Here is a 24,755-nt window from a genome sequence, read left to right on the forward strand (position 1 = left end):
GATGCGACGCAGGGGATTCCTCGGACTGGCCGCCGGTTTGTCGTTGGCCGGCTGCGGCTATCGATCGGTCGACGCGGTCTATTCGCAACCGGCCGGGGCAGTGCCACCTCAGTACGCCGGGCGCGTGCGGATCGTGTTCTGGTCGCCGTACGGCGGTGTGAATGGGAAGGCGCTCGACGGACTCGTTGCCAAGTTCAACGAATCCCAGGACGACGTGTACGCCGAAGTACAGTTCCAGGGCAGCTACGACGATGTCGCGCAGAAGGTCGCGGCCGCGTTGATCGCCAAGCAGGCGCCCGATCTCGCCGTACTGTCGGATGTGACGTGGGAACGGTTCTTCCTCAACGAGGCACTGGAACCGTTGAACGGGTACCTCGCGGATTCGTCGGTGTATCAGCCGAAGCTGTTCGGTGAGTATGTCGTCAAGGGACAGAGCTGGTGTGTGCCGTTCGCGCGGAGTACGCCGATTCTGTACTACAACCGGGATGCGTTTGCTGCGGCCGGGTTGCCGGATCGTGCGCCGCGGACGTGGAGCGAGCTGCAGTCGTGGGGGCCGTCGTTGGCCAAGGTGCAGTCGGGTGGGCGTTCGTTGCGGGCGTTGGCCTTCGCGAAGGTTGATGGGGACTGGCAGTTCCAGGGGAACGTGTGGCAGTTCGGTGGTTCGTATTCGCGTGGGCTGGATGTGACCATCGCCGAGTCCGGGGCGGTGGCGGCGGGTGAGTGGCAGCGGTCGATGGTGCACTCGTCGAAGCTGGCTTATATGGCGAGTAGTCCGAGCACGGACTTCGCGAACGGGCTCGTGGCGACGATCCAGGAGTCGACCGGTGGGCTGAAAAGCATGACCAGCAAGGCGAAATTCCGGGTCGGAGCTGGGTTCATTCCTGGCGAGGTCGCGTCCGGGATCGCCACTGGCGGCGGTGGGATCGGGATGCTGCGCAACATCTCGGCGGAGCGGAAGCAGGCGGCGGCTGCGTTCTTGGGCTTCCTGGCGCGGCCGGAGAACGCAGCCTGGTGGACGATCCAGACCGGCTACCTCCCGGTCGTGGAAGCGGCGCGTGAGGTGCCGGAGCTCCAGAAGCTCATCGCCGAACAGCCCAACTACGGTGTCGCGATTGCCCAGTTGGCGAACGCCCGCCAGCAGGACGCCATCCGCCTTTACGGCCGCAACGCGAATGTCGCCATCTACACCGGCCTGCAGCAGATCTACGCCGACAATGCGTCACCCACCAAGGTGTTCAGCGCGGTAGCCCGCCGGCTCGACGCAATCGGCGACGAGGTCCGCCGCCTCTACGAGGAGAAGGTCCTGTGATCATCACCGGCCACCGAGGCGCCCTCGGCACCGAGCCCGAGAACACTCTGCGCTCCTTCCGCCGCGCTGTCGCGGAGGGCTGCGGCGAGCTCGAACTCGACCTCCGCGTGACCGCCGACGGGCAGCTGGTCGTCCTCCACGACGCCACCGTCGACCGAACAACCAACGGCACCGGCGAAGTCGCAACCATGACGTACGCCGAGGTCCGCCGGCTCGACGCCGGGCGTGGCCAGCGCGTCCCCACCTGGGACGAGGTGGTCTCGGCGGTCGATCGGCACCAGGCCGAGATGGACGTTGTCACCAATCGGCCCGAAATCGGCCGCTACCACCGGCCGGTCCGTTTCCAGGCCGAGGTCAAAGCACCGGCCGCCGTTCCTCTGCTTGCCGATTCGCTGCGGGCCGACCCCGACTTGGCCGCTCGTACGCTCGTCACCTCGTTCCACCCCGAGATCCTGCTGGCGGTCCGGCGGGCGTTCCCCGGGGTGACGACCGGGCGGATCTTCGGTCGCACGACTCCCGACGTACTGGCTTTGACTCGAGAAGCCGAGGCGAGCTGGGCGTTGTGTGGGATCACCGGCCTGACCTCGGCGTTTGTCGGCGAACTCCACGCCGCCGGGCTGTCCGTCACCGCCTGGCCGGTGCCCGACACCGCGACCCTCGCCCAGGCGGTCGAGCTCGGCGTCGACGGGATCACCACCGACAATCCACACCTGCTCACACGTTCCAACGTCTGAATATGTTCTTCCGTGGAACATAAATGTGTGATTGCCTAGTCGTATGGGAATCAGCATCGGTGTGGTCGGCGCCGGCCAGTTCGCTCCTTCGTTCCTGCGGCTGTGGTCCGCGCACCCGGACGTGTCCGGTGTGCGGCTGACCGACGTCCTGCCTGATCGACTGGCGGAGGTGGCGGCCAAACAGGGGGTCGCGGTCACCTACCAGTCGTTCGAGGACATGCTCGAGTCCGACGTGGACGCGATCGCGATCTTCACCCAGCGCTGGTTCCACGGCGAGATGGCGATCAAGGCCCTCGAGGCCGGGAAGCACGTCTACTCGACCGTGCCGATGGCGATCGAGGCCGACCAGATCGCGCGCATCATCGAGCTGGTCAAGGAGACCGGCCTGACCTACATGATGGGCGAGACGAGCTTCTACTACCCGTCGTCGGTCTACTGCCGGCAGCGCCTGGCGGCCGGTGACTTCGGCCGGGTGTTCTACGCCGAGGGCGACTACGTCCACGACATGGATCTCGGTTTCTATGCCGCGTACCAGTACAGCGGCGGCGAGAACTGGAAGCAGACCGCCTCGTTCCCGCCCATGCTCTACCCGACGCACGCCGTCGGGAACGTCCTGTCGGTGACCGGCCAGCACGCCACCCACGTGTCCTGCATCGGCGTCCAGGACGACCGCGGCGACGGCGTCTTCGACAAGGAGATCAGCCAGTTCGACAACGACTTCTCGAACGCGACCGCCCTGTTCAAGCTCGCCGACGGCGGCATCATGCGCACCAACGAAATGCGCCGCGTCGGCTACCCGTCACACATCCGCGAGTCGCGACTGCGCGTCTTCGGTACCGAAGGCAGCTTCGAGCAGCTCGCCACCACCACCGTCTGGCAGAACAAGCAGGGCGTCGAGGACGTCAGCCACCTGATGGAAACCTCCGCGGGTTCGCTTGATGACGAGGACCTCGCGAACGTCGACCCGGCCCTCCGCGACGCGTTCCGCTCCGGCCTCTCCCCGGTCCACGACCGCACCCGCCTCCCCGCCGAATTCGACGGCCTCCACAACGGCCACGAAGGCTCCCACCACTTCCTCGCCGACGACTTCGTCCGCGCCGTAGCCGACAAGACCCTCCCACCCGTCAACGCCTGGGTCGCCGCCCGCTACACCCTCCCCGGTATCTACGCCCACCAGTCCGCCCTCCAAGGCGGCGTACAACTGGAAATCCCCGACCACGGAGACGCCCCCGCCTGACGCGCTACCGTTCAGCGATGGACCTGTTCGCCGGAATCTCCGTCAGCGACTACGTCACCGCCACCGCCTGGTACGAACAACTACTAGGCGCCCCACCAGCCTTCCTCCCCAACGACATCGAGGCAGTCTGGGAGCTGGCCGAACACCGCTACCTCTACATAGAGGTAGTCCCCGAACACGCCGGCCACGCCCAACACACCCTCTTCGTCGCCGACTTCGACAAAACCCTCCGCGAAATCGCCGACCGTGGCCTCGAACCCACCACCCGCGAAACCTACGAAAACGGCGTCCGCCACGCCACCTTCTTCGACCCCGACGGCAACGAAATCTCCTACGGCGGCGCCCCCGTCAGCTGACAACCCCGAGCCTTCCCCCAACCCGCCCCAACCGGCTCGAGGGAGCGTCCACCCCCTCTCGTGCCCAAAGGTGGGTCGCCTTCTCTTTGTGCACGAGATCAAACTTTGTGCACCCACCAACCATTTTCGTGGGCTCTGCGTGGTTGGTGGGTGCACAAGGATGAGCTGGATGTACAAAGAGCAGCCGGGTGGTTGGGGAGTGGGGGGCTGCTCTTTGGGCGCGGGGCGAGGGGTGGGAAAGGGTTTAGGGACGCACCGCGATGTCGTCGAACTGGGTCGAGTTGAGGAGGCGGGCTGACAGGAGTGGTTGGGTCACCAGTTCCGCCTTCAGGAGGCGGTGGATGCCGTCGAGGATGGTGATTCGGCCGTCTTCTCGGCGTACGGCGTCGATGGGGTGGTTGAGGTCGGCGGCGAGGGTGCGGGCGAACTGGGCGTGGTAGCGGTTCGGGTTGGCGGCGACTTCGTGTGGGGTGACCTGGAAAGGGCGGCCGTTGTAGGCCCAGAACGGGAGGTCGAGGTGGTGGGCTAGTTCCGCCACCACGAACTCGGTTGTGGGTAGCTCGAGGGCGTGCAGGCGCTCGAGGTCCCAGTGGAAGTCGAGGATGTAGGGCCGCAGGATCGGGGGGATCGGGAGCGGGAACGGCTTGCGGTTCACTCGTAGATTTTGCGGAGGCGGGATTGCATGGAGTTTTGGATGTGGCGGGTCATGGCGGCTTCGGCGGCGGGTGGGTTGCCGGAGGTTATGGCGTCTACGAGGGTGCGGTGTTCGGTGAGGACTTCGGGGCCGATGTCGCGTTCGTAGTGGAGGCGGAAGATGTGGAGGTGGCAGTGGGTGCGTTGGAAGGCGAGGCGGACCTGTTCGCTACCCGATAACGTAGCGATGAGGGTGTGGAAGCGGTTGTCGTGGACCGTGAGTGACTTGTAGCCGGCGTAGTCGACTGAGGTGGGTTCTACGGCGGTGGCCAGTTCGGCGCGGAGGCGGTCTCGGCCTTCGTCGGTGATGAGTTCGGCGGCGCGGCGGGCGGCCCAGGGTTCCAGGAGCAGGCGGAAGCGGTAGAGGTCGTCGAACTCGGCCAGTGTGAGCAACTGCGTCGCGCGGTAGCCCTTGAGTGGTTCCTTCAGGGCGAGCCCCTCGGACTCGAGCCGGGCGAGCGCCTCGCGCACCGGTGTCGACGACACCTGGAATTCACGGGCGAGTCCGTCGATCGAAATGCGTGCACCGGGGCGTACGACATGGTCCATCAGCATCGTTTTGATCGCCTCGTACACGTCGTCGGCGAGCATCTGCCGGCGCAGTACCCGTCGGTCGGCGCCCTCCACAGCGTGATCAGTCACCCGTGGTCACCTCCGGATCCTGAGCGCGGTCTTGACCCGGCCGGTCGTCTTCGGCAGGGTGGATCATGCATCATGCACGATCTGGCCCACGGTAGCGCCGGAGTACCCAGCTACGGAAGGCGGACACGGCTGTGAAGTTCGAAGACATCGGCGTTCTCCCCGAACCCGAGGACAATGCCGCGATCTGTTCCCGCCGCCTCGACGCGGGGACCCAGATCGAACTCGACGGCACCACCGTGACGCTCCCACACACCGTCCTCGAGGGCCACAGATTCGTCGTACGGCGAATCCCGCAAGGCGAAGCGATCACGTCCTGGAACACCCCCTTCGCGCGAGCATCGCGTGACCTGTTCCCCGGTGACTACGTCTGTACGCCGACCAGCCTGCAGGCGGTCACCGCCCGCGGCGTCGAGGGCCTTCCGACCGAACCGTCCGCGACCAACGAGCCCCTCGATCCCTTCGAACTCGACGAGAACGCGCTGCACCTCGGTCAGCAGGTAACCAGCGTCGAGCAGCCCGGCACGTTCCTGGGCTACCCCCGCGCAACAGGACCAGCCGGTACGAGGAACCACGTGGTCGTGATGGCGACCAGCTCCCGGAGTTCCGGCTTCGTCACGGAACTCGCCCGCCGCTTCGACGGCGCGGCCGCCGGCGATGGCGTCGTACCGGTCGCGCACACCGAGGGCGGAGAGGACGAGGTGCCGAACAACCTGCACTTCCTGCTCGCCACCCTGGCCGGCTTCACCCTGAACTCGAATGTCGGCGCCGTGCTGATCGTCGACACCACCGACGACGTCGTTTCCGGCCGGGCGATCCAGGACTTCATGGCCGAGCACGACTACCCCGAGATCAAGGTCCCGCACGCGTTCTTCACCCGCGAGGCTGGATTCGAGCACGACCTCACCACGGCCGGCGCCCTCGTCGAACCCTGGCTGCCGATCGTCGACGCGCAGGAACGCACCGAGGTCCCACTCGCAGACCTCAAGATCGCCTTGCAGTGCGGCGGTTCAGACGCCTTCTCCGGCATCTCCGCCAACCCACTGGCCGGCCTCGTCGGTGCCGAGGTGATCAAGCACGGCGGCGCCGCCGTACTGGCAGAGACCGACGAGCTCATCGGCGCGGAACCGTATGTGCTCAAGAACGTCCGCGACCTCGCCACCGCGCGTCGCTTCCTCACCACGATCCGTTCGTTCAAGGAGCGCGTCGGCTGGCACGGGCACACCGCCGAGGGCAATCCGTCCGGCGGCAACGTGTACCGCGGTCTCTACAACATCGTCCTCAAGTCGATCGGCGCCGCCCGCAAACTTCCCCGTGAGGTCCGCCTCGACCACGTCATTGACTACGGCGAACCGCTGCCTGGCAACGGCTACATCTTCATGGACAGCCCCGGCAACGACCTGGAGTCGGTGGCCGGTCAGATCGGCAGCGGCTGCAACCTGATCTTCTTCACCACTGGCAACGGCTCGATCACCAACTTCCCGTTCGTCCCGACGCTGAAGTTCGTCACCACCAGCGAGCGGTACGAGCGTCTGCACGCCGAGATGGACGTGGACGCGGGCCGCTACCTGACCGGTACGTCGATGGCCCAGCTGACCGCGGACACGTTCGACCTGACCGTCCGAGTCGCGTCCGGCGAACCCAGCGCGGGCGAGCGCGCCGGCCACAGCCAGGTGTCGATCTGGCGGAACTGGAAGCAAAGCGGACCGCGCGAGGGCATCTCGATCAGCACCGACGGTCGGCAGAGCCGCGCGCTGACCGACCTCCCGGCCGATGACCGCGACGCCCCACTCGACGGCCTCCCACTGCCCGGCACCACCAGTGGCACCCGCACGCCAGCTCGGCTGCTGCGCGTCGACGATCGCGACCTCCCCGAAGCGGTCGGGCTGATCCTGCCGACCAGCCTGTGCTCCGGTCAGATCGCACTTCGCCTTGCTGCACAGGCCGAGCTGGAGAAGTGGGCCGGTGACGCGGTCACCCGGATGGTCGCACTCCCGCACACTGAGGGCTGCGGCAGCAGCGGCGGAGCTTCCGAGGAGACCTTCGCCCGGATCATGCTCGGCTACCTCCTGCACCCGAACACCCGGATGGCGCTGCTCCTGGAGCACGGCTGCGAGAAGACGCACAACGACTACTTCCGCTCCCGACTCGTTGAGGCGGGCAAGGATCCGGCGCGATTCGGCTGGGCCAGCATCCAGGCGGACGGCGGTCTCGAAGCCGTCGGTACCAAGGTCAAGGACTGGTTCAACAGCTTCGACCTGCCGAGCCCGGTCGAGCACCAAGGCGATCTCGGCGCCCTGACGATCGGCCTGGAGGCGCGCGGTCCACTGACCGCCGACACCGCCGAGGCGCTCGGCCTGGTCGGTGCCGAGATCGTCGGCTCGGGCGGCTCAGTCGTGCTGTCGTCCCGCGGCACACTGCTTGCTGATGGCAACTTCCGCCGTACGGCGTTCGGTTCGGCCGCTGAGGTTGGTCCGACGATCGCGCACGGGCAGCGGCCCAGTGCCCCGGGATGGCACGTGATGCGGATGCCCGGTACGGACTGGATGGAAACCGCGACCGGGTTCGGGGCGTCCGGCGTACAGCAGATCCTCGCGCACGTTGCCGGCGGCACCTTGTCGGCGCAGCGATTCGTCCCGGTCGTCGAGTTCAGCAGGGACCCTGAAACTGTTGCCCGGTACGGCGATGATCTCGACGCGGTCGCTACCGGGGACGCGGCGGATCAGGCGCGGATCGGGCTGGAGACGATCGCCCTGGTCGCGAGTCGCCAGCTCGTCCCGAAGGCCGTTGCTTCCGGCAACGTCGGCTTCCAGATCACCCGTGGCTTGCTCGGCACATCTATGTGAGAGGTGGACTCATGCACTTGGTCCGTTACCAGCTGCCCGGCGGGCGGCCGGTCGTAGGCGTCCGTACCGGTGACACGGTGGCACCGGTCGAAGGAATCGCCAGCATGGCCGAGCTGCTCCGGCTCCCGCTTGCCGACCTGCAGACAGCCGTTGCCAAGACCGGTACGGCGGTTTCTGTCGACGGGCTGAAGTGGTTGCCGCCGATCGATGGTCGGGGCGAGGTCTGGTGCGCGGGGGTCACGTATGAGCGTTCGCGGGGCGCGCGGATGGAGGAGAGCACCGAGCAGTCCGTCTACGACAAGGTCTACACGGCGGACCGGCCGGAGCTGTTCCAGAAGGCGCCGGCCTGGCGGGTCGTAACCGACGGCGAGCCGGTCGGGATCCGCGTCGACTCGGGGCACGACGTACCGGAACCGGAGCTCGCGGTCGTTGCCAACAGCCACGGTGAGATCGTCGGCTACACGGTCTGCAACGACATGAGTTCGCGCTCGATCGAAGGTGTGAACCCGCTGTACGTCCCGCAGGCCAAGCTGTTCGCCGGCGGATGTGCGCTGGCGACCGGAATCCGCCCGGCTTGGGAGGTCGCGGATCCCAAGGATCTGACGATCGACATCGTCATCCGCCGCGGTGACGACGAGGTCTTCAGCGGTACGACGTCGACCGGCAAACTGGTCCGCGATCTGCAGGATCTGATCGACGTGCTCTTCCTGCCGAATGACTTCCCGGACGGCGCGATTCTGGCGACCGGGACCGGCATCGTGCCCGAACTCGACTTCGCGTTGCGTGAGGGTGATGTCATCGAGATCAGCATCGATCAGCTGGGTACCTTGACGAATACCGTTGCCACCGGCCGGGAGCCGTTTGCGTTCCTGGCCGAACAGAATTCTGAGGAGAAGCGATGACCGCCGACACCACGCCCGCCGAGCTCGAGCACGCCCTGGCCGAGGCGGCCGGCGCCGCGACCGCGCTCGGGACCGCGGAGCCCGCCGTACGGGCCGGGTGGATCCGGGCTGTGGCCGATGCGCTGGATGCGGCGGTCGACGAACTGGTCCCGATCGCGATGCGGGAGACGTCGTTGCCGGAGGCGCGGTTGCGTGGTGAGGTCGGGCGGAGTACTGGGCAGCTGCGGATGTTCGCCGATGCTTTGGTGGAAGGGTCGTTGCTCGAGGTCGTCATCGATACTGCCGACGCTGCCGCCAAGCCAGTACCGCGGCCGGATCTGCGGCGGGTGCTGGTGCCGCTCGGGCCGGTGTTGGTGTTTGCCGCTAGCAACTTCCCGTTCGCTTTCAGTGTTTGTGGTGGGGACACTGCGTCGGCGTTGGCTGCCGGGTGTCCGGTGATCGTGAAGGCGCATCCGGGGCATCCGGAGCTGTCGGCGCGGACAGCCGCAGTCATGATCGAGGCGCTGCGGAGGGCCGGGGCGCCGGATGGTTCGCTCGGGTTGATCCAGGGCTTTGACGTGGGTGTTATTGCGCTGAAGGACCCGCGGATCACGGCGGCTGGGTTCACCGGTTCCGTCCCGGCCGGCAAGGCGCTGCACGAGATTGCGGTGACTCGGCCGGAGCCGATTCCGTTCTACGGTGAGCTCGGTAGTCTCAACCCTGTCTTCGTTACGCAGGCCGCAATCGATGCCCGGGGCAAGGATATCGCTGCCGGGTATGTCGGTTCGTTCACTCTCGGGGTTGGTCAGTTCTGCACCAAGCCCGGGCTGCTGTTCCTGCCGGCCGGTCATGGTCTGCAGGATCAATTGGTTGAGGCCGCCGGGGGAGTGGCGTCGGCGAACATGCTGAACGACCGGATCAAGGACACCTTCGACTCGGGTCTCGACCGGCTGGGCAAGGTCGACGGGGTTCGCGTCTGGTCGACGGGCGCGGCGACGCTGTTGCAGACAACGGTTCCCGAGCTGCTGGCGCGTGCGGACGAGATCCTCGAGGAGTGTTTCGGCCCGGTGTCGATCGTCGTCGAGTACGACGGCCTCGACGAACTGCGGACCGCGATTGCCGCCTTCGACGGTAACCTCACCGCGACCCTGCACGCCGAGGAGTCCGACAACGAGCTCGCGACTGAGCTCCTCCCGCTGCTAACCGCAAAGGCCGGGCGGGTTTTGTGGAACGGCTGGCCCACCGGGGTCGCAGTCTCCTGGGCACAGCACCACGGCGGTCCGTTCCCCTCAACGGTCGGATCGATCCACACCAGCGTCGGCGTGACCGCCGCTCGCCGCTTCCAGCGCCCAGTGGCCTACCAGGACGCGCCCGACGCCGTCCTTCCCGCCGTACTGCGGGACGCGAACCCGATCGGAATCACCCGTCGAATCAACGGCGTGGTGACCACAGGCGAGGTGACCCGATGACCGACCGCCCACCCACAAACGACGACCCCCGCGACCCGGCCAACGGGCCGACCCCCGACCCCGCCGCCGACTCGGGCACCCCGCCCACCGCCGACTCCGGTACCCCGGCGACTGCCGATCCGCGGGATATCGACGTACCGGATTCGGGGGGTGTGCCTACTCCTGAGAAGGGGAGCGGGGTGCCTTCGGGGGCGGCGAACGGGTTGCGGAGTTATGAGCATTGGTTTGGGGAGGAGGGGCGGAACGGATTCATTCACCGGTCGTGGATGCGGGCTCAGGGGTTCTCGGAGGAGGTGTTCGACGGGCGGCCGGTGATCGGGATCTGCAACACGTGGTCCGAGCTGACGCCGTGTAACGCGCACCTGCGACGGCTTGCGGAGTCGGTGAAGCGCGGGGTTTGGCAGGCTGGTGGGTTCCCGCTGGAGTTCCCGGTGATGTCGCTTGGCGAGACGATGCTGCGACCGACTGCGATGCTGTTCCGGAACCTGCTCAGCATGGATGTGGAGGAATCGCTGCGGGGCAACCCGATCGACGGCACCATCCTGCTGACCGGCTGCGACAAGACCACACCCGGTTCGATCATGGGCGCCGCAAGTGTCGACCTGCCCACGCTGGTGGTGACCGGCGGTCCGATGCTGAACGGGAAGTTCCGCGGCTGCGACATCGGCTCCGGTACGGCGGTCTGGCGGTTCACCCAAGATCGGAACGCCGGCCGGATGACCGAGGAGGATTACGCGGCCGCCGAGTCCGGGATGTCCCGCAGCAACGGCCACTGTATGACGATGGGGACGGCGTCCACGATGGCCTGCATGGCCGAGGCGCTCGGTCTCCAGCTGACCGGATCAGCCGCCATCCCGGCCGTCGACTCACGGCGGTATTCGCTGGCTCAGCAGGCCGGTCGGCGAATCGTCGAAATGGTGCACGAGGACCTGAAGCCCTCCGACATCCTGACCCGCGATGCGTTCGCCAACGCGGTTCGCGCGAACGCCGCGATCGGTGGTTCGACCAACGCGGTCATCCACCTGCTCGCGATCGCCGGACGGGTCGGCGTCGACCTGTCGCTGGACGACATGGACGAGTGGGCGCGCGGCGTACCGTGGCTGGCCGACCTGCAGCCGTCGGGGCAGTACCTGATGGAGGACTTCTACTACGCAGGCGGCCTTCCCGCAGTACTGAAGGAGATCCTGCCGCTGCTCAAGGCGGACGCGATCACCGTCACCGGCCGAACCATGGGCGAGAACGTCGCCAACGCCGAGCGCATCGACTGGGTCGGCCAGGAGAAGGGTCGCCCGGGTGCCGCGGTCATCCGCCCGGTCGGCAATCCGCTCGGCAGCGGCGCCGGAACCGCCGTACTGAAGGGGAATCTGGCACCGGACGGTGCCGTGGTCAAGCAGTCCGCGGCATCGGAGCGGTTGTTGCAGCATCGCGGGAAGGCGCTGGTCTTCAGCAGCATCGAGGAGTACGACCTGGCAGTCGACGACCCGGACCTGGACGTCGACGAGGACACCGTCCTCGTCCTGCAGAACGCGGGACCACGCGGCTACCCGGGAATGCCGGAGGTCGGCAACATGACGATCCCGCGCAAACTGGCCGAGATCGGCGTCGACGACATGGTGCGGATCTCGGATGCGCGGATGAGCGGTACGGCGTACGGAACCGTCGTACTGCATGTCACGCCCGAGGCCGCGGTCGGCGGACCGCTGGCGCTCGTGCGCACCGGCGACTGGATCGAACTCGACGTCCCAGGCCGGCGACTCCACCTCGACGTATCCGACGAGGAACTCGAGAAGCGTCGCGCTGACTGGCAACCCCCTGCCCCACCAACAGACCGCGGCTGGGCCCGCCTGTACGTCGACCACGTCACCCAGGCCAACCAGGGCTGCGATCTCGACTTCCTGGTAGGCCGCACCGGCTCCGCCGTAGCAAGACAGAGCCACTGATGAACTGGGGACCGTTCGAGGGTATTCGGGGGCTTCGGCCCGCCGGGGTGATTCCGCAGGCCACGCCGATTCGGCGGCTGTTGCCGGATCTGCCGGCTGTGGACGACCCGGCTGCGGCTACTCACACGGCACTCGAACCTCTGCGCGTGCAGATCCAGCCCGGCGCTCGCATCGCGGTCACGGCGGGCAGTCGCGGGATCCACGATCTGGTGCCGGTGGTTCGGGCGGCCGTCGAGTGGCTCAAGGCAGCTGGGGCCGACCCGTTCGTCGTACCGGCGATGGGTTCGCACGGTGGCGCGACGGCTGATGGGCAGCGCGAGATGCTGGCCGGGCTCGGGATCACTCCATCCAGCGTTGGCTGCCCGATCGAGGCGACCATGGAGACTGTTGTCGTCGGCAAGCTTGACGACGGTACGCCGGTTCATCACGACGCGATCGCGGCAGCCGCTGACGGCGTGCTCGTGATCAACCGGGTGAAGCCGCATACCGACTTCCACGGGGCGATCGAGAGTGGGCTGGCGAAGATCCTCGCGATCGGTCTCGGCAACCACGCAGGCGCCGCGGCGCTGCACGCCGGTGGGATTCCGTCGCTGGGAAGTTCGATCGAAGCGGCTGCGCGAGTGGTCGTTGCGCAGGGCAAGATTCTTGGTGGACTAGGCATCCTGGAGAACGCCCTGGAACACACGGCCGCGGTCGAGTTCGTACCGGCCGACGGCATCGCGGGCGCGGCTGAGCACGCCCTGCTGCAGCGGGCAGGCAGCCTGCTAGGCCGCTTGCCGTTCGACGAGCTGGACGTGCTGGTGGTGGACGAGCTGGGCAAGGACAAGTCCGGCGCCGGCATGGACACGAACGTGATTGGGCGTTGCTGGGTACACGGCATCCCCGAATTCGAATCCCCGTCAATCGCAGCCATCAGCGTGCACTCGCTCTCCGAGGCCTCGCACGGGAATGCCTCCGGGCTCGGCCTGGCCGACGTGATGCCGGCCAGGATCCTCGAGCAGATCGACCTGCAGGCCAGCTATGTGAACGCGTTGACCTCCGGCGCCGGCGGAGCTCGCCGATCCCGCCTACCGATGGTGATGGAGGACGACGAAGCGGCCGTCCTCGCCGCCATCACGATGTGCGGCCGCCGCGACTGGTCCGAACTGCGGCTGGCGCGGATCAAGGACACGTTGTCCCCGCACGAGCTGCTGGTCACGCCCGCTCTCCTGGCCGAAGCCGGTGACCGGTTCGATCTGGAGATCACCGGTGCAGCCGGCGAGCTGACTGTCGATGGGAAGCTGTCACCATGGTGACCATTCGCGAAGCACACGCTCTGCTGGCCGACCGCGGCTTCCGCCCCGGCGGCGCATCCACGGCGAGGTTTCCGGACGGTACGCCGTACAAGGTGGAGATCCCGTCGTGTGAGGGACCGCGGGTGTTCGAGGCCGTCCTCGACGAGGCGGCGCGGCGTGCGGTGACCGTCGATCGGGTGTCGCAGGGCAGCGGCGTGATGATGCTGACCGACGCCGAGATCGAGGAGATGCTGTCGCTCGGCGCCTCGGCCGGTGTCGAGGTGTGCCTCTTCCTCGGTCCTCGAGGTGCGTGGGATATCGGCGGGCAGGCGAAAGTCTCGGCCGCGGTCGGAGGTGTTGCGCGCGGCAACGAGATGGTTGCCGCGTCGCTGTGTGACGCCTTCCGGGCGGTCGAGCTGGGTGTACGAAGTCTGCTGGTCGGCGACATCGGTGTCTTGGAACTCCTTAGCCAGTTGAAGGTTGACGGCTCGTTGCCTGCCGACCTCGTGCTGAAGACCTCGGTTCTCATGCCGTTGCCCAACGCACCGACTGCGCGGCTCTACGAACGCCTGGGGGCAACGAGTTTGAACGTGTCGACGGATCTTCCGGTGCCGGTGCTCGCGGAGATCCGGTCGGTGACCTCGGTGCCGATCGACATGTACATCGAGGTCCCGGATGACCAGGGCGGGCATGTGCGCTTCTACGACGTACCGGAGATCGTGAAGGTGGCGGCGCCGGTCTATCTGAAGATGGGGCTGCGGAACGCGCCGAACATCTACCCGGTCGGCGCGCATCTGACCGCGACCGCCGAGGCATTAGGGCGTGAGCGAGTCCGCCGGGCCGAGTTGATTCTGCGTCTGCTGGCCGAACAGGATGAGGTATGACCGATCTCTTCGTTGCCCGGTTGAAGTCCGCCCTGGGGGACAACGCGGTGGTCGACGATGCCGACGTACTGGATGCGCATCGCAACGATCATGCGACCTTCTGCAAGGCCGGAGTACCGCGGGTTCTCGTGCGGCCGTCGACCACGGCTGAGGTGTCCGAGGTGCTGAAGGCTTCGGCGGAGTACGGCGTACCGGTTGTGACGCAGGGGGCGCGGACCGGGCTGTCTGGCGCGGCCAACGCGATCGACGGCTGCCTGTTGCTGTCGACCGCGCGGATGAACCGGATCCTGGAGATCTCCGCCGAGGACCAGGTCGCCGTGGTCCAGCCGGGTGTTGTGAACGCCGAGCTGTCGCGGGCTGTTCTTGAGCAGGGGTTGTTCTATCCGCCGGATCCGTCGTCGTGGGAGATGTCCACGCTGGGCGGCAACATCGCGACCAACGCCGGTGGGTTGTGTTGCGTGAAGTACGGCGTGACGTCGGACTTCGTGCGTGGTTTGGAGGTCGTGCTGGCGTCCGGCGAGGTCGTCCGGACCGGCCGCCGTTCGGCGAAGGGCGTCGCTGGATACGACCTGACCCGGCTGATCGTGGGCTCCGAGGGGACGCTGGGCGTGGTCACCGAGGCGACGCTCACGCTCCGGCCGGCGCCCGAGATGGCGCTGACCGCGGCCGCCACGTTCCTGTCCATCGAGGACGGGATCGCTGCCGCTGCCGCGGTGATGGCATCTGGTCTGCGGCCGTCGCTGCTGGAGTTCCTCGATGGGCCTACTGCGCGGGCGATTCAGGACTACCGGGACATGGGGCTGCCTGCGGATGTCGGTTCGCTGCTGATCGCGCAGTCCGACCGCGGTCCGCGAGCTGCTGAGGATGTCGCGCAGATCGCGGCGATCTGTACGGCGCATGGCGCGGTCGAGGTGGCCGAGGCTTCGGATGCCGAGGAATCGCGGATGCTGCTCGAGGCCCGACGGCTGGTCAACCCGGCATTGGAGCCTCTCGGTGTCACCCTGATCGATGATGTCTCCGTTCCGCGCTCACAACTCGTCCCGCTCCTGCGCGGAATCGCCGAGCTTGGCGCGAAGCACGACGTACTGATCTGCTGTCCTGGTCACGTCGGCGACGGCAACATGCACCCCACGGTTGTCTTCGATCGCGACGATCCGGCCGCTGAGGCCAGGGCGTTGGAGGCGTTCGGCGCGATCATGCAACTCGGCCTGTCCCTTGGCGGGACCATCACCGGTGAGCACGGGATCGGTACGTTGAAGGCGCGCTGGCTCGAGGACGAGCTCGGCCCGGTCGGTCTCGATCTGCATCGGCGCATCAAGCAGGCCTTCGACCCTGACGGATTGCTCAACCCAGGAAAGGTGCTGCGGTGATCGATCCGTCAGCGGTGCGACCATCGGCTCGGCAGCTCGCGTGGCAACGGCAGGAGCTGACGGCGTTCGTGCACTTCGGTATCAACACCTTCACGGATCTGGAGTGGGGGACCGGGCTGGACGATCCTGCTGTGTACGACCCGGCCGAGCTCTCGTGTGATCAGTGGGTGCGGGTGCTGGTCGATGCCGGGTTCAAGAGCGTGATCCTGACGGCGAAGCACCACGACGGCTTCTGTCTGTGGCCGAGCCGCTTCCTGCCGCACACCGTCGCCGCGAGCCCGTCCGGGCGCGACGTGATGGCCGAGCTGTCTGCGGCCTGTGCCGAGCATGGGCTCGGGATGGGGTTCTACCTGTCGCCGGCGGACCTGTACCAGGAGAAGGCTCCGGGCGGGTACTACGGCAACGGGAGTCCGGCGGTCGCTTCCGAGATCGGCGACTTCGTCTACGAGGTGGACGACTACAACCGGTTCTATCTGAACCAGCTGTATGAGCTACTGACGCAGTACGGGCCGATCACCGAGGTGTGGCTGGACGGGGCCAACCCGACGAGTACGGCGCAGGAGTACGCCTTCGACGCGTGGTTCGACCTGATCCGCCGATTGGCGCCTTCGGCAACGATCGCTGTCGGTGGACCGGATGTTCGGTGGGTCGGCAACGAGGACGGGTTCGCGCGGGAAACCGAGTGGAGCGTCGTACCGTTCGCGTCCGGCAGCATGGTCGCCCAGCAGACCGCTGCTTCAGTGGCCGGGCCTGCCGAGTTGGCAGCGGCCGACGAGTTGCGGTGGTACCCCGCTGAGGTTGACGTGTCGATCCGGCCGGGCTGGTTCTACCACGCGTCCGAGGATGATGCGGTGAAGTCGCTGCCCGAGCTGCTCGACATCTACCGCAAGTCGGTCGGGCGAAACGCCGTACTGCTGCTGAACGTCCCGCCGGATCGACGCGGGCTGTTCGCGGATCCCGACGTACAGGCGTTGGCTGCCTTTGGTGAGGCGATCCGGTCGTACTACGACACGGCTGTTGAGCTGCCGGGATCCTTCAACGTGCTGAGCCTCCGCGAGGACATTGCCGCCGGCCAACAGGTCGAGTCCTTCGCCGTCGACGCCCTGATCGACGGCTCGTGGACCGAAGTTGCCGTCGGCACCACCATCGGCCACCGCCGCCTGATCCCACTGGACAGTTCGGTGACCGCTGCCGCCGTACGCGTCCGCATCCTCGCCACCCGAGCTCCTGACCCCTCTGTGGCCCTCACCGTCCACCACGACCCGACGCTGTCCTGAAGTCCCCCTGCCTGGAGTCGAACCAGGAACCGAGCCTTCGGAGAGCCCGGCGTACATCCGTTACCAGGGGGGCCGGCGCCACCACCCACCTGAATGGCGGCGCCTTGTCCTACTCCTCCACCGAGACAACCCGCATCCAGTCGGAGCATTCGCCCTCACACCAGACATGATCACCACGGTGCGCCAGCCGATCCCGCTGCACGTGCCCACACGCCAGCAAGACCCGCCGCAACGCATGCCCTTGACTGACCGGAGAACCGGTCCGCCCACCAGGCACGCGCTTCCTGTTCCTGAGTCCAGCCATAGCCGGTCCTCCCCTCATTTAGTTGCCCCGAGCACCTTTGCCCGAGTAGTGCAGGAGGCAGGATTCGAACCTGCTAGGCCCGAAGGCACCGGGGTTACAACCCGGCCCACCCCTCCAACGGTGGCGCTCCTGCTGGGCGGTGAGAGTGAGATTCGAACTCACGGATCGGCCGTAGTCGATCGACGGTTTAGCAAACCGTTGCCCCTGCCAACAGGCGGACCTCACCTCGGGAGCTGCCGTGTCCCCTGAACACGGCAGTCCCCGTCAGCCCTTGACGCAGATGACCTGCTTGAGGTGGGCAACTACCTCGACCAGGTCGGACTGGGCGGCGATGACGGACTCGATGTCCTTGTAGGCCGCCGGGAGTTCGTCGAGCACCCCGGCGTCCTTGCGGGACTCGACCCCGGCCGTCTGGGCGATCAGGTCGTCGACCGTGAACCGGCGCTTCGCCTCGTTGCGGCTCATCCGCCGGCCCGCCCCGTGTGAGGCCGAGTAGAACGAACGCTCCGAGCCGAGACCGCGAACGACGTACGAGCCTGTTCCCATCGAGCCCGGGATCAGGCCGAGGTCACCGGCACCGGCCCGGATCGCACCCTTGCGGGTGACGAGCAGGTCGAGGCCGTCGATGGTCTCCTCGGCCACGTAGTTGTGGTGGCACGAGATCGGCTCGTCGAACCGGACCTCCTGGGCGAAGGACTCCCGCACCGCCCGCATCACGAGCGCCAGCATCGTCGCCCGGTTCTGCGACGCGTACGTCTGCGCCCACGTCAGATCCCGCCGGTACGCCGTCATCTGCGGCGTACCGGACAGGAAGACGGCCAGATCGCGATCCGGGAGATCCGCGTTGTGCGGCAGGTCCCGGGCGATCGACATGTGCCGCTCCGCCAGTTCCTTGCCGATGTTGCGGCTCCCGGAGTGCAGCATCAGCCACACGCGGTCCTCGTCGTCGAGACAGACCTCGATGAAATGGTTACCCCCACCGAGCGACCCCATCTGCTTGCGCGCCTTGCTCTCACGCTGCTGCACGCCCTTGTGCAGCTCGTTGAACGACCCCCACAGCCGGTCCGAGACCCGCGGGTCCAGCCCGAGCCGCCGGATGCTGACCGGCTCGTCATGAGCCCGGAAACCAACCGGTACGGCGGCCTCGATCCGGGACCGGATCCCGGACAGGTCATCCGGCAGGTCCGCCGCCGTCAGCGACGTCAGCACACCCTCCATCCCGCACCCGATGTCGACCCCGACTGCAGCCGGCGACACGGCCTGGTACATCGCGATCACAGACCCCACCGTCGCGCCCTTACCGAGGTGCACATCCGGCATCACCCGGACCCCGTGCACCCACGGCAGCGCAGCAATGTTCCGCAGCTGCTGCAGCGCCTGCGCGCCCACCTCGTACTCATGAGCCCACATGAGCGTAGAGCTCTTCGCTCCGCTCAGCTCAACCGGAAACTCCACGTTCATCCCCTCATCCCTCGTTTGTCGGCTTACCAGTCCCAGGCACGCGTGTAGCCGCGGATCATCTCCTCACCCTGTTCGTGTCAATGCCGGTGCCGGACGCACCGGAACGCTGCCAGGGCAGGGCTCGAACCTGCGGGACCTCGGGTCAGAACCGAGGGTGGGACACCGTCGCCCACCTGGCATCGCGCTCCAACGCGACACCGGGTGGTGTCACGTCAGAGCGATATCTCCGCACGCGAAGGAATCCACGGCTGCCACAACAGCGGCATACCGGCTTCCTCGGGCGTGCGTGAGCCCTTCTTCTCGTTACAAGCCGCATGCGCAGCCACAGCGTTCAGCCACTCACCACGTCCACCACGAGACCGCGGTACGACGTGGTCCATCGTGGTCGCACCCTTCAGACCGCAGTACGCACATGTGTGCTTGTCACGCTTCAGTACGCCGGCCCGCGTGTACTGCAACCGGCCAGACGCGTAGCGCCACTTCGTGACGACGTAGCGAACCAAACGCAGTACACGGGGCAGAGGGAACGGTCCGATGCTGGCGCCGTCATGCGCTTCCTCGACAACGGCAACCTCGCGCACCAGCATCCGGATGGCGTGTTGAATAGACACGACATGCAGCTGCTCGTACGACGCGTTGAGAACGATCACACCGCTCATGTGCTCCCTCCTCCCCTCCAGTGTGCCCGACCACGCCACGCGAGGTCGGCTGTTGTTGGTGTCGGTGCGGCCCCAGGGAGTCGAACCCTGAACCTCCTGGACCTAAACCAGGTGCCTCTGCCAATTGGGCCAGAGCCGCAAGTACTACGCTGCGTGCCAGTACGACGTACAGCGGGTGTCCGGCGGGACTCGAACCCGCTTCCTCCGGGGTCACATCCCGGCGCCTCGACCGCTTCGGCCTCGGACACAGCACGCTCGGCAGGACTCGAACCTGCAACCTCCTGCTTCGTAGACAGGCGCTCTCTCCACTTGAGCCACGAGCGTTCGTGGCGCCCGCTCGGCCGGTAGCAAGCATCCTGCGGGCGCCTGGTCCAGCTGGAGGGACTCGAACCCCCGTCTCCCTCAACCCAAATGAGGTGGCCTGGCCACTGGCCCACAGCTGGCAAACAGATGTAATTGTCAATTCTGCGAATGGGCATCCGTGAATACCCGAAGAATGCATCGGCGCAGCGAATCAAATGGCACACCGAAGAAGGTCCGTCTGTGGACAAAACAAAAGAGCCGCCTGCCACCGGTTGCCCGGCCCAGACGGCTCCTGAGGTGTCTCCCTCGCGGGATCACCCAGGCGGACCGCCCGAACGCAGGCTCAGCTCGAGGCCCAGTTCGTGATAGAAGGCATCGATACGCACGGTTCGCAGGCACGACGGCAAAGCCATGGGGCTACGCCGCCACGCTTTCCTCGTGTTCTGCTTCCCGGTCACGATCGTCTCCTAGTCAGTAGTCCTTGCGGGGAATAGTCTCACCCACCCCGCTATGCGAAGTCAACGCATTTCCCGCACAATTTCTTCCCACCCATTTCCCCGCCCTTTCACTCCTACGTGCCGCACCACACACCCCCACCCCCGCCATCCGATTCGAACTCACCCCCCACCTCCCGCTACACTCTTCCCTCGGTACCACCCGCCGCCTTAGCTCAGTCGGCAGAGCGTCTCACTCGTAATGAGAAGGTCGTCGGTTCGATTCCGACAGGCGGCTCCACCAGAACCCCGCAGTGACCTGCGGGGTTCTGTCATTTCACTCCGGTCCGTCGCTGCGACTGGTTGCAGTTGCGGTTGCAGTTCGCCAGCGTTCATCGCGTGCCACCCCACAGTGCCCGGCCCATCTGCTGCGCTGCATCCTGCGCCATTGGCGAGGCGACGTGGGTGTATCGCTGGGTCACCCGGATGTCGCTGTGTCCGAGGATCTCCTGCACGGTCCGGATGTGTACGCCCATCTCGAGCAGCACCGTACCGGCGGTATGCCGACCGTCGTGCACCCGAGCGTCGCGGACGCCAGCCGCCGCGAGCAGCTGCTTCCAATCGTCCCAGTCGCGCCGCGGATCGATCGGCCGCCCGTCTGGCCGGCAGAACACCAGGTCGTAGTCCTCCCATACGGCGCCAGCCGCCAGCCGCTCGGCGTTCTGGGCGACACGGTGCGACCGCAGCATCGGCACGAGTTCAGGTGGCAGCGGCACCGTGCGCTTGCTCTTGCCCTTCGGCGGCCGGAAGACCAAGCCACCGCCGCGCCGTTCCGGGCACGTGCTGGCGTGGCCCTTGCACCCTGGCTTGCACAGCCCAGCCGCGTCCTTGGCAACGCAGCGATGACGGCGTCCTGACGTTCGCTGGGCCTTCGGGCAGTCAGCCGGACATGGCTGCCGGTGCCTGGGCTCGGAGCATGCAACGGGATCCGCGCAGCCGTGCTGCCACTTGCTGCGCTGCAGCTGCCACCACACGCGAACCGCTCCCGCCTCCAGGTCGACGTACTCCCATCGCAGCCCGATCCCCTCGCCCTGCCGTAGGCCGAGCGCGAGCCCCAGAGCCCACCGAGTGCCAGTACGACGGTTCGCTGCAGTGGCGAGCAGTTGCCGTGCCTCGGCCTGGGTCAGCGGTTTGATCTCGGAATCGCCCCCGGCTGGCGCGTCGATCAGCTTGGCGATGTTCCGCCCGACCTTGTCGCGTCTGTGCGCAACCTCGAGTGCGCGGCGTACGACGGCGTGCACCTTCAGCACGGACGACTCCGCGCGGCCGGCCGCCGCCATCGCGGCGTACAGCTCGTCCAGGTGCTCCGGCAGTAGACGGTCGAGCCGATGCTTGCCCAGCTGCGGGATGATCCACACACGGTTCAGCGAGTGGTAGTCGTTCAGCGTTCCGGGCGACATCTTGCCCGTGGCAACGAGTCGTGCGCAGATCGTCTCCAGGTACGTCGTCATCCACTCGGCGACGGTCGGCTTCCGCCCGGGCTTGCTCGTCTTGCCTGCGTCGCGCTCCTGCTCGAGCTTGCGCACCTTCCGCGTGACCTCGGGCTCGCTCGACCCGACCCGGTGGCGCCTATCCGGGGAGCCGTCAGACTTGACACCCATCGTCACCCAGCCGTGCCAGCGCCCGTCCGTATCACTCTGGTAGATCGAGCTTCGTAGATTCGGTTTCCTGGTACTCATCGAGCGCCTCCCTTCCCTCGCTGCGCCGCTGGCAGCAGGCCGCGCAGGCGAGCTTCACGGATCCATGTGTGCACAGTGGGTACTTTCAGCCCCCATTCGGCCGCGATCGCTGCCGCCGGATGCGGTACGTGTCGTGCCCAGGCGTTGTAGTGCTGTGCCACCAGCTGCGAGAAGTCCTCGGCTGCCATACCTGTGGACCGCTCGAGCCGGGGCAGTGCGTCGATCTCCTCGCGCCAGTTGTCGCCGGGCTTGGACAGGTTCCAGGCATTCTCGATCGCGGCGATCGGGACCTTCCGCAGCTGATCGGCCGCGATCGCGTCCCCCATCAACAGCAGGCCGGTCAGTACAAGACGACCTGAGTCGTTCCTGCCGAGCTGTACGTACGCCGTCAGGCCTGGGACGTCGGCCGACACTGCCCAGCGTCCCCCGAACTGCTGGTCGAGCATTTCCTCGACCGCGGCGGGGTCGAGATCGTCCGGGTTCTTCGTCATGAAACGTGACCGTACGCGCGTACGCAATCGTTCGTCAAGGTCCGCAGGACACGCCAATGAATCCAGCGGGGTTTGACATCTAGTTGTGATCGTTGTTCTCTTGTCTCGCTGGGCCAGTGAGGCCCGCTGGATTCATTGGAGGATCTGGTGCAGACACCGTTGCTGCTAGTCCCCGAGCAGGCAGCCCAAGAACTCGGGATCGGACGTACCGCGATGTTCGCCCTGATCAAGGAGGGCGCCGTCGAGAGTGTGAAGATCGGCCGCAGCCGCCGGATCCCCCGAGTCGCACTCGAGGAGTACGTCGCGCGCCTCCGCAGTCAGCCGGCCGGTCCGGATGCCGCATGACCTGCCGGCTGAGTTGCGCGGCGCCGCCGTCGATGAGTGGACCGACGTCGTACGTCGCGCATGGCTCGGCCGAACCACCAAGTTCGTCGCGCTACGCCGATGCCGGCGGACCCGGTGCAGCGTGACGTGGTTCAAGGTCGACGACGCGTTCGCCTTCCACCTGAAGGTGATCCGTGCTGGGAACTCGGCGATCGGTCTGTGGGTGCGCGCTGGATCGTGGAGCGCACAGCAACTGACCGATGGGCTCGTTCCTGCGGACATGGTTCAGGCGCTCGGCGGCAACCTCGGCGACGCCGAGCAGTTGGTCACGGTGGGCCTCTGGGAGGAATCCCCCGGGGGCTACAAGTTCCACGACTGGCACGACTACCAGCCCTCGAAGGCGGAGGTCGAGTCGGACCGCGAGCGCGCCCGGAAGCGCAAGCAGGAGTGGCGTGAGAACAAGCGGTCCGCTGTCCGTCCTCCTGTCCGTCCCAGTGGGACACATGCCGGGACACCACCAGGGACGGACAGCGTGACGGACGCACGGACGAACGGTGGTGTCACACCTACCCCGACCCGTCCCGCCCGACCCGGCCCGAAGGAGCCGGGGTCGGGCGGGGTGCTGAGCACGACCGGACTCTGCAATCACTGGAACGGCCGGCTCAATAGGGCGAACCTGAGCGCCGACGGAGAATGCCTCCGCTGTAAGGCCGGTGGCCTCTGTGCTGGCTGCGTCAAGACGCAGCTCGAGCGCGGTCCGGCCAGTCGCTGCTCCGAGCATCCCGAGACGGTGGCGTGATGGCACTCGACCGGTACGGCGAACCTCAGGCTGAGCAGCTTGAGGAGGTTGCCGTCGACCACGACCCCCGCTGTGTCAATGGCTGGCTCGATGGTGTCGACGCCACAGACCCCGTGCCGTGCCCGACCTGCAAGCCGTGGCTGGCTGCATGTACGACCTGCGGCGCGAGCAAGAAGCGCTGTGAGTTCGACCGTGCAAAGCTCCGCGGCCGGTGCTGCTCGAACTGCCCCCACACCCCGCCCGCTCGCCGCCGGCGGCCCGGTCGACAGGAGACGCGCCGATGACCGACAGCCTCGTACTCGATGCCGCCCGCGCCCTCCTACTGCCTGCAGCACAGCGCGACGCTGCGCTCCTCGAGCTACATGACTGGCTCGCGCTGCGGGCCGACTACGGAACCGATCCGACGCCCGCTCACGATCAGGCCGCCTACGAAGCCGCCCGGCGGCTCGAGGCCGGCGACGAGACCGGCCACCTGTGGGCCGCGGCCACCGAATCCATGTACCTGCGCGCCGCAACCGCCGAACTCGAAACCGCCACCCAAGAAGGAGACCCCGATGCCGCCGAATGACCTGACCGGTGCCCCCCTGCTCCACGTCCAAGACCAGGCCGACTTCGCAGTACGGCGCCATGCCGTCGCCGAAAGCATCCACGCGAAGTCCGCACAGATGCTCGAGCGGCAGCAGCACGTTGATGCCAACGGCCACTACCGGCCCCCGGCTGCAGCTGCCCCGCAGACTCCCGCTTCCTGACCCGAAGGGATACCCGCATGTCCACAGCTGTCACCGACCTCGCCAGCACGGCACTGAAGCTGCAGAAGACCGCGTCGACCCAGCGCAGTGAGGCAGAGATCCGAGCTGCCGATGCGTCGGTCGAGCTCGAGCGCGCCGAGCGGGCCGCGAGAGCAGCCGCCCGCGCCGCGCAGATTGCCGGCATCACCAACGGGCGCGAGTTCACCACGCTCCTGCACGGGCTGACAGAAGAGGTCCGTGTGGCGCGGCAGAGCGCGGAGGCCGCCGTACGCGACGGCGGTGACGCCCTTGCTGCATGGGTCGAGTACCGCCGCCTGCGCGCCGAGAACCAGGGCAAGTGGCGGATCCTCGGCGGCAAGTACACCGAGGTAACCGGCAACGAACCACCGCCCGGAGCATGGGGCCCTGAGATCCACGACCCCTCCCGACCCGGCGCAATCGAGCCGTTCCAGACCTTCGTGACCAACGTCGTACTGGCGCTTGAACTCGCCGAGCGTGAGCGCAGCACCTACGACATGCAGAACGCTCTCTTCGACAACGACGACTGACCCCCGAACCAGCGTCTCCGAGGCCTGGCTCCGAA

At 67.0% G+C, this 24,755-nt stretch carries 23 protein-coding genes and 8 tRNA genes; 18 read left to right on the plus strand and 13 right to left on the minus strand.

Annotated features, from left to right (window positions below):
- The first annotated feature begins 1 nt into the window (after position 1).
- From ABD231_RS12115 to ABD231_RS12130, 4 genes are read left to right on the plus strand one after another with little or no spacing between them, the layout of a single operon-like run.
- The gene (locus ABD231_RS12115) at positions 2 to 1,309 is read left to right on the plus strand and encodes an ABC transporter substrate-binding protein (RefSeq protein ID WP_344149571.1); all 1,308 of its coding nucleotides are present in this window, start codon (positions 2 to 4) and stop codon (positions 1,307 to 1,309) included.
- Positions 1,306 to 2,043: a glycerophosphodiester phosphodiesterase gene (locus tag ABD231_RS12120; protein ID WP_344149573.1), complete on the plus strand. Its 738-nt coding sequence runs from the start codon at positions 1,306 to 1,308 to the stop codon at positions 2,041 to 2,043. The genes ABD231_RS12115 and ABD231_RS12120 overlap by 4 nt, the downstream gene beginning before the upstream one ends.
- A 43-nt stretch (positions 2,044 to 2,086) precedes the next feature.
- Complete coding sequence (locus ABD231_RS12125; protein WP_344149575.1) at positions 2,087 to 3,280, plus strand: Gfo/Idh/MocA family protein; 1,194 nt, start codon at positions 2,087 to 2,089, stop codon at positions 3,278 to 3,280.
- Between the two features lie 17 nt (positions 3,281 to 3,297).
- Positions 3,298 to 3,636: a VOC family protein gene (locus tag ABD231_RS12130; RefSeq protein WP_344149577.1), complete on the plus strand. Its 339-nt coding sequence runs from the start codon at positions 3,298 to 3,300 to the stop codon at positions 3,634 to 3,636.
- 244 nt (positions 3,637 to 3,880) lie between these two features.
- Here the strand turns inward: ABD231_RS12130 and ABD231_RS12135 are convergent, their stop codons facing one another.
- Positions 3,881 to 4,291: a hypothetical protein gene (locus ABD231_RS12135; protein ID WP_344149579.1), complete on the minus strand. Its 411-nt coding sequence runs from the start codon at positions 4,289 to 4,291 to the stop codon at positions 3,881 to 3,883.
- Positions 4,288 to 4,971 carry a GntR family transcriptional regulator gene (locus tag ABD231_RS12140; RefSeq protein ID WP_344149581.1) on the minus strand — a complete coding sequence of 228 codons (684 nt, stop codon included), beginning with the start codon at positions 4,969 to 4,971 and terminating at the stop codon, positions 4,288 to 4,290. Before ABD231_RS12140 ends, ABD231_RS12135 begins: the two co-directional genes overlap by 4 nt.
- 131 nt (positions 4,972 to 5,102) lie before the next feature.
- Here ABD231_RS12140 and ABD231_RS12145 point away from each other — a divergent pair, with 131 nt between their 5' ends.
- The 8 genes from ABD231_RS12145 to ABD231_RS12180 are packed head-to-tail and all read left to right on the plus strand — an operon-like array spanning position 5,103 to position 16,909.
- Positions 5,103 to 7,814 carry a UxaA family hydrolase gene (locus ABD231_RS12145; protein WP_344149583.1) on the plus strand — a complete coding sequence of 904 codons (2,712 nt, stop codon included), beginning with the start codon at positions 5,103 to 5,105 and terminating at the stop codon, positions 7,812 to 7,814.
- 11 nt (positions 7,815 to 7,825) lie between these two features.
- A complete protein-coding gene (locus ABD231_RS12150; RefSeq protein WP_344149585.1) occupies positions 7,826 to 8,716 on the plus strand; it encodes a fumarylacetoacetate hydrolase family protein in 891 nt (296 codons plus the stop codon).
- The gene (locus ABD231_RS12155; RefSeq protein ID WP_344149587.1) at positions 8,713 to 10,164 is read left to right on the plus strand and encodes an aldehyde dehydrogenase (NADP(+)); all 1,452 of its coding nucleotides are present in this window, start codon (positions 8,713 to 8,715) and stop codon (positions 10,162 to 10,164) included. Before ABD231_RS12150 ends, ABD231_RS12155 begins: the two co-directional genes overlap by 4 nt.
- Complete coding sequence (locus tag ABD231_RS12160; RefSeq protein ID WP_344149589.1) at positions 10,161 to 12,104, plus strand: IlvD/Edd family dehydratase; 1,944 nt, start codon at positions 10,161 to 10,163, stop codon at positions 12,102 to 12,104. The genes ABD231_RS12155 and ABD231_RS12160 overlap by 4 nt, the downstream gene beginning before the upstream one ends.
- On the plus strand, positions 12,104 to 13,399 hold the full coding sequence (locus ABD231_RS12165) for a nickel pincer cofactor-dependent isomerase, group 22 (protein ID WP_344149591.1): 1,296 nt from the start codon (positions 12,104 to 12,106) through the stop codon (positions 13,397 to 13,399). Before ABD231_RS12160 ends, ABD231_RS12165 begins: the two co-directional genes overlap by 1 nt.
- Entirely contained in the window at positions 13,393 to 14,262 is an 870-nt protein-coding gene (locus ABD231_RS12170; protein WP_344149593.1) for a U32 family peptidase, read from the plus strand. Before ABD231_RS12165 ends, ABD231_RS12170 begins: the two co-directional genes overlap by 7 nt.
- Positions 14,259 to 15,632: an FAD-binding oxidoreductase gene (locus tag ABD231_RS12175; RefSeq protein ID WP_344149595.1), complete on the plus strand. Its 1,374-nt coding sequence runs from the start codon at positions 14,259 to 14,261 to the stop codon at positions 15,630 to 15,632. Before ABD231_RS12170 ends, ABD231_RS12175 begins: the two co-directional genes overlap by 4 nt.
- Complete coding sequence (locus ABD231_RS12180; protein WP_344149597.1) at positions 15,629 to 16,909, plus strand: alpha-L-fucosidase; 1,281 nt, start codon at positions 15,629 to 15,631, stop codon at positions 16,907 to 16,909. Before ABD231_RS12175 ends, ABD231_RS12180 begins: the two co-directional genes overlap by 4 nt.
- A gap of 353 nt (positions 16,910 to 17,262) precedes the next feature.
- Here the strand turns inward: ABD231_RS12180 and ABD231_RS12185 are convergent.
- The 9 genes from ABD231_RS12185 to ABD231_RS12225 all read right to left on the minus strand — a co-directional run bounded on the left by ABD231_RS12185 (position 17,263) and on the right by ABD231_RS12225 (position 19,776).
- Positions 17,263 to 17,346 (minus strand) — tRNA-Tyr (locus ABD231_RS12185).
- 4 nt (positions 17,347 to 17,350) lie between these two features.
- A tRNA-Ser gene (locus ABD231_RS12190) sits at positions 17,351 to 17,439 on the minus strand.
- 38 nt (positions 17,440 to 17,477) lie between these two features.
- Positions 17,478 to 18,674, minus strand: a complete 1,197-nt coding sequence (locus ABD231_RS12195) for an RtcB family protein (protein ID WP_425554172.1) — start codon at positions 18,672 to 18,674, stop codon at positions 17,478 to 17,480.
- Positions 18,675 to 18,780: 106 nt separating this feature from the next.
- A tRNA-Gln gene (locus tag ABD231_RS12200) sits at positions 18,781 to 18,853 on the minus strand.
- Positions 18,854 to 18,886: 33 nt separating this feature from the next.
- A complete protein-coding gene (locus ABD231_RS12205; RefSeq protein WP_344149599.1) occupies positions 18,887 to 19,333 on the minus strand; it encodes an HNH endonuclease in 447 nt (148 codons plus the stop codon).
- Positions 19,334 to 19,398: 65 nt separating this feature from the next.
- Positions 19,399 to 19,472: transfer RNA gene (locus ABD231_RS12210), tRNA-Leu, on the minus strand.
- A 35-nt stretch (positions 19,473 to 19,507) separates the two neighbouring features.
- Positions 19,508 to 19,581 (minus strand) — tRNA-His (locus ABD231_RS12215).
- A gap of 2 nt (positions 19,582 to 19,583) precedes the next feature.
- Positions 19,584 to 19,657: transfer RNA gene (locus ABD231_RS12220), tRNA-Arg, on the minus strand.
- A gap of 43 nt (positions 19,658 to 19,700) precedes the next feature.
- Positions 19,701 to 19,776 (minus strand) — tRNA-Pro (locus ABD231_RS12225).
- A gap of 519 nt (positions 19,777 to 20,295) precedes the next feature.
- Between ABD231_RS12225 and ABD231_RS12230 the strand changes: the two genes are divergently transcribed.
- Positions 20,296 to 20,371, plus strand: a tRNA-Thr gene (locus ABD231_RS12230).
- Positions 20,372 to 20,462: 91 nt separating this feature from the next.
- On the opposite strand, the gene ABD231_RS12235 is transcribed toward ABD231_RS12230, so the two are convergent.
- Positions 20,463 to 21,809: a tyrosine-type recombinase/integrase gene (locus ABD231_RS12235; RefSeq protein ID WP_344149601.1), complete on the minus strand. Its 1,347-nt coding sequence runs from the start codon at positions 21,807 to 21,809 to the stop codon at positions 20,463 to 20,465.
- Positions 21,806 to 22,300, minus strand: coding sequence for a hypothetical protein (locus ABD231_RS12240; protein WP_344149603.1), 495 nt, complete (start codon positions 22,298 to 22,300; stop codon positions 21,806 to 21,808). Before ABD231_RS12240 ends, ABD231_RS12235 begins: the two co-directional genes overlap by 4 nt.
- A gap of 147 nt (positions 22,301 to 22,447) precedes the next feature.
- Here ABD231_RS12240 and ABD231_RS12245 point away from each other — a divergent pair, with 147 nt between their 5' ends.
- The 5 genes from ABD231_RS12245 to ABD231_RS12265 all read left to right on the plus strand — a co-directional run bounded on the left by ABD231_RS12245 (position 22,448) and on the right by ABD231_RS12265 (position 24,720).
- Positions 22,448 to 22,645, plus strand: coding sequence for a helix-turn-helix domain-containing protein (locus ABD231_RS12245; protein WP_344149605.1), 198 nt, complete (start codon positions 22,448 to 22,450; stop codon positions 22,643 to 22,645).
- A complete protein-coding gene (locus tag ABD231_RS12250) occupies positions 22,635 to 23,423 on the plus strand; it encodes a hypothetical protein (protein WP_344149607.1) in 789 nt (262 codons plus the stop codon). Before ABD231_RS12245 ends, ABD231_RS12250 begins: the two co-directional genes overlap by 11 nt.
- Positions 23,424 to 23,703: 280 nt before the next feature.
- Complete coding sequence (locus ABD231_RS12255) at positions 23,704 to 23,991, plus strand: hypothetical protein (RefSeq protein WP_344149609.1); 288 nt, start codon at positions 23,704 to 23,706, stop codon at positions 23,989 to 23,991.
- Positions 23,978 to 24,172: a hypothetical protein gene (locus ABD231_RS12260; RefSeq protein ID WP_344149611.1), complete on the plus strand. Its 195-nt coding sequence runs from the start codon at positions 23,978 to 23,980 to the stop codon at positions 24,170 to 24,172. The genes ABD231_RS12255 and ABD231_RS12260 overlap by 14 nt, the downstream gene beginning before the upstream one ends.
- Before the next feature lie 17 nt (positions 24,173 to 24,189).
- Positions 24,190 to 24,720, plus strand: a complete 531-nt coding sequence (locus ABD231_RS12265) for a hypothetical protein (RefSeq protein ID WP_344149613.1) — start codon at positions 24,190 to 24,192, stop codon at positions 24,718 to 24,720.
- Positions 24,721 to 24,755 lie beyond the last annotated feature (35 nt).

Origin of the sequence: Kribbella yunnanensis, from assembly GCF_039529655.1 — a bacterium.
Lineage (GTDB): Bacteria > Actinomycetota > Actinomycetes > Propionibacteriales > Kribbellaceae > Kribbella > Kribbella yunnanensis.

What these genes read in the sequence shown, in the direction of transcription:
- ABD231_RS12115 (WP_344149571.1), top strand. Translation starts at nt 2, where the DNA reads ATGCGACGCAGGGGATTCCTCGGACTGGCCGCCGGTTTGTCGTTGGCC.
- ABD231_RS12125 (WP_344149575.1), top strand. Translation starts at nt 2,087, where the DNA reads ATGGGAATCAGCATCGGTGTGGTCGGCGCCGGCCAGTTCGCTCCTTCG.
- ABD231_RS12130 (WP_344149577.1), top strand. Translation starts at nt 3,298, where the DNA reads ATGGACCTGTTCGCCGGAATCTCCGTCAGCGACTACGTCACCGCCACC.
- ABD231_RS12150 (WP_344149585.1), top strand. Translation starts at nt 7,826, where the DNA reads ATGCACTTGGTCCGTTACCAGCTGCCCGGCGGGCGGCCGGTCGTAGGC.
- ABD231_RS12155 (WP_344149587.1), top strand. Translation starts at nt 8,713, where the DNA reads ATGACCGCCGACACCACGCCCGCCGAGCTCGAGCACGCCCTGGCCGAG.
- ABD231_RS12160 (WP_344149589.1), top strand. Translation starts at nt 10,161, where the DNA reads ATGACCGACCGCCCACCCACAAACGACGACCCCCGCGACCCGGCCAAC.
- ABD231_RS12165 (WP_344149591.1), top strand. Translation starts at nt 12,104, where the DNA reads ATGAACTGGGGACCGTTCGAGGGTATTCGGGGGCTTCGGCCCGCCGGG.
- ABD231_RS12170 (WP_344149593.1), top strand. Translation starts at nt 13,393, where the DNA reads ATGGTGACCATTCGCGAAGCACACGCTCTGCTGGCCGACCGCGGCTTC.
- ABD231_RS12175 (WP_344149595.1), top strand. Translation starts at nt 14,259, where the DNA reads ATGACCGATCTCTTCGTTGCCCGGTTGAAGTCCGCCCTGGGGGACAAC.
- ABD231_RS12195 (WP_425554172.1), bottom strand. Translation starts at nt 18,674, where the DNA reads ATGAACGTGGAGTTTCCGGTTGAGCTGAGCGGAGCGAAGAGCTCTACG.
- ABD231_RS12205 (WP_344149599.1), bottom strand. Translation starts at nt 19,333, where the DNA reads ATGAGCGGTGTGATCGTTCTCAACGCGTCGTACGAGCAGCTGCATGTC.
- ABD231_RS12235 (WP_344149601.1), bottom strand. Translation starts at nt 21,809, where the DNA reads ATGAGTACCAGGAAACCGAATCTACGAAGCTCGATCTACCAGAGTGAT.
- ABD231_RS12240 (WP_344149603.1), bottom strand. Translation starts at nt 22,300, where the DNA reads ATGACGAAGAACCCGGACGATCTCGACCCCGCCGCGGTCGAGGAAATG.
- ABD231_RS12250 (WP_344149607.1), top strand. Translation starts at nt 22,635, where the DNA reads ATGCCGCATGACCTGCCGGCTGAGTTGCGCGGCGCCGCCGTCGATGAG.
- ABD231_RS12255 (WP_344149609.1), top strand. Translation starts at nt 23,704, where the DNA reads ATGACCGACAGCCTCGTACTCGATGCCGCCCGCGCCCTCCTACTGCCT.
- ABD231_RS12260 (WP_344149611.1), top strand. Translation starts at nt 23,978, where the DNA reads ATGCCGCCGAATGACCTGACCGGTGCCCCCCTGCTCCACGTCCAAGAC.
- ABD231_RS12265 (WP_344149613.1), top strand. Translation starts at nt 24,190, where the DNA reads ATGTCCACAGCTGTCACCGACCTCGCCAGCACGGCACTGAAGCTGCAG.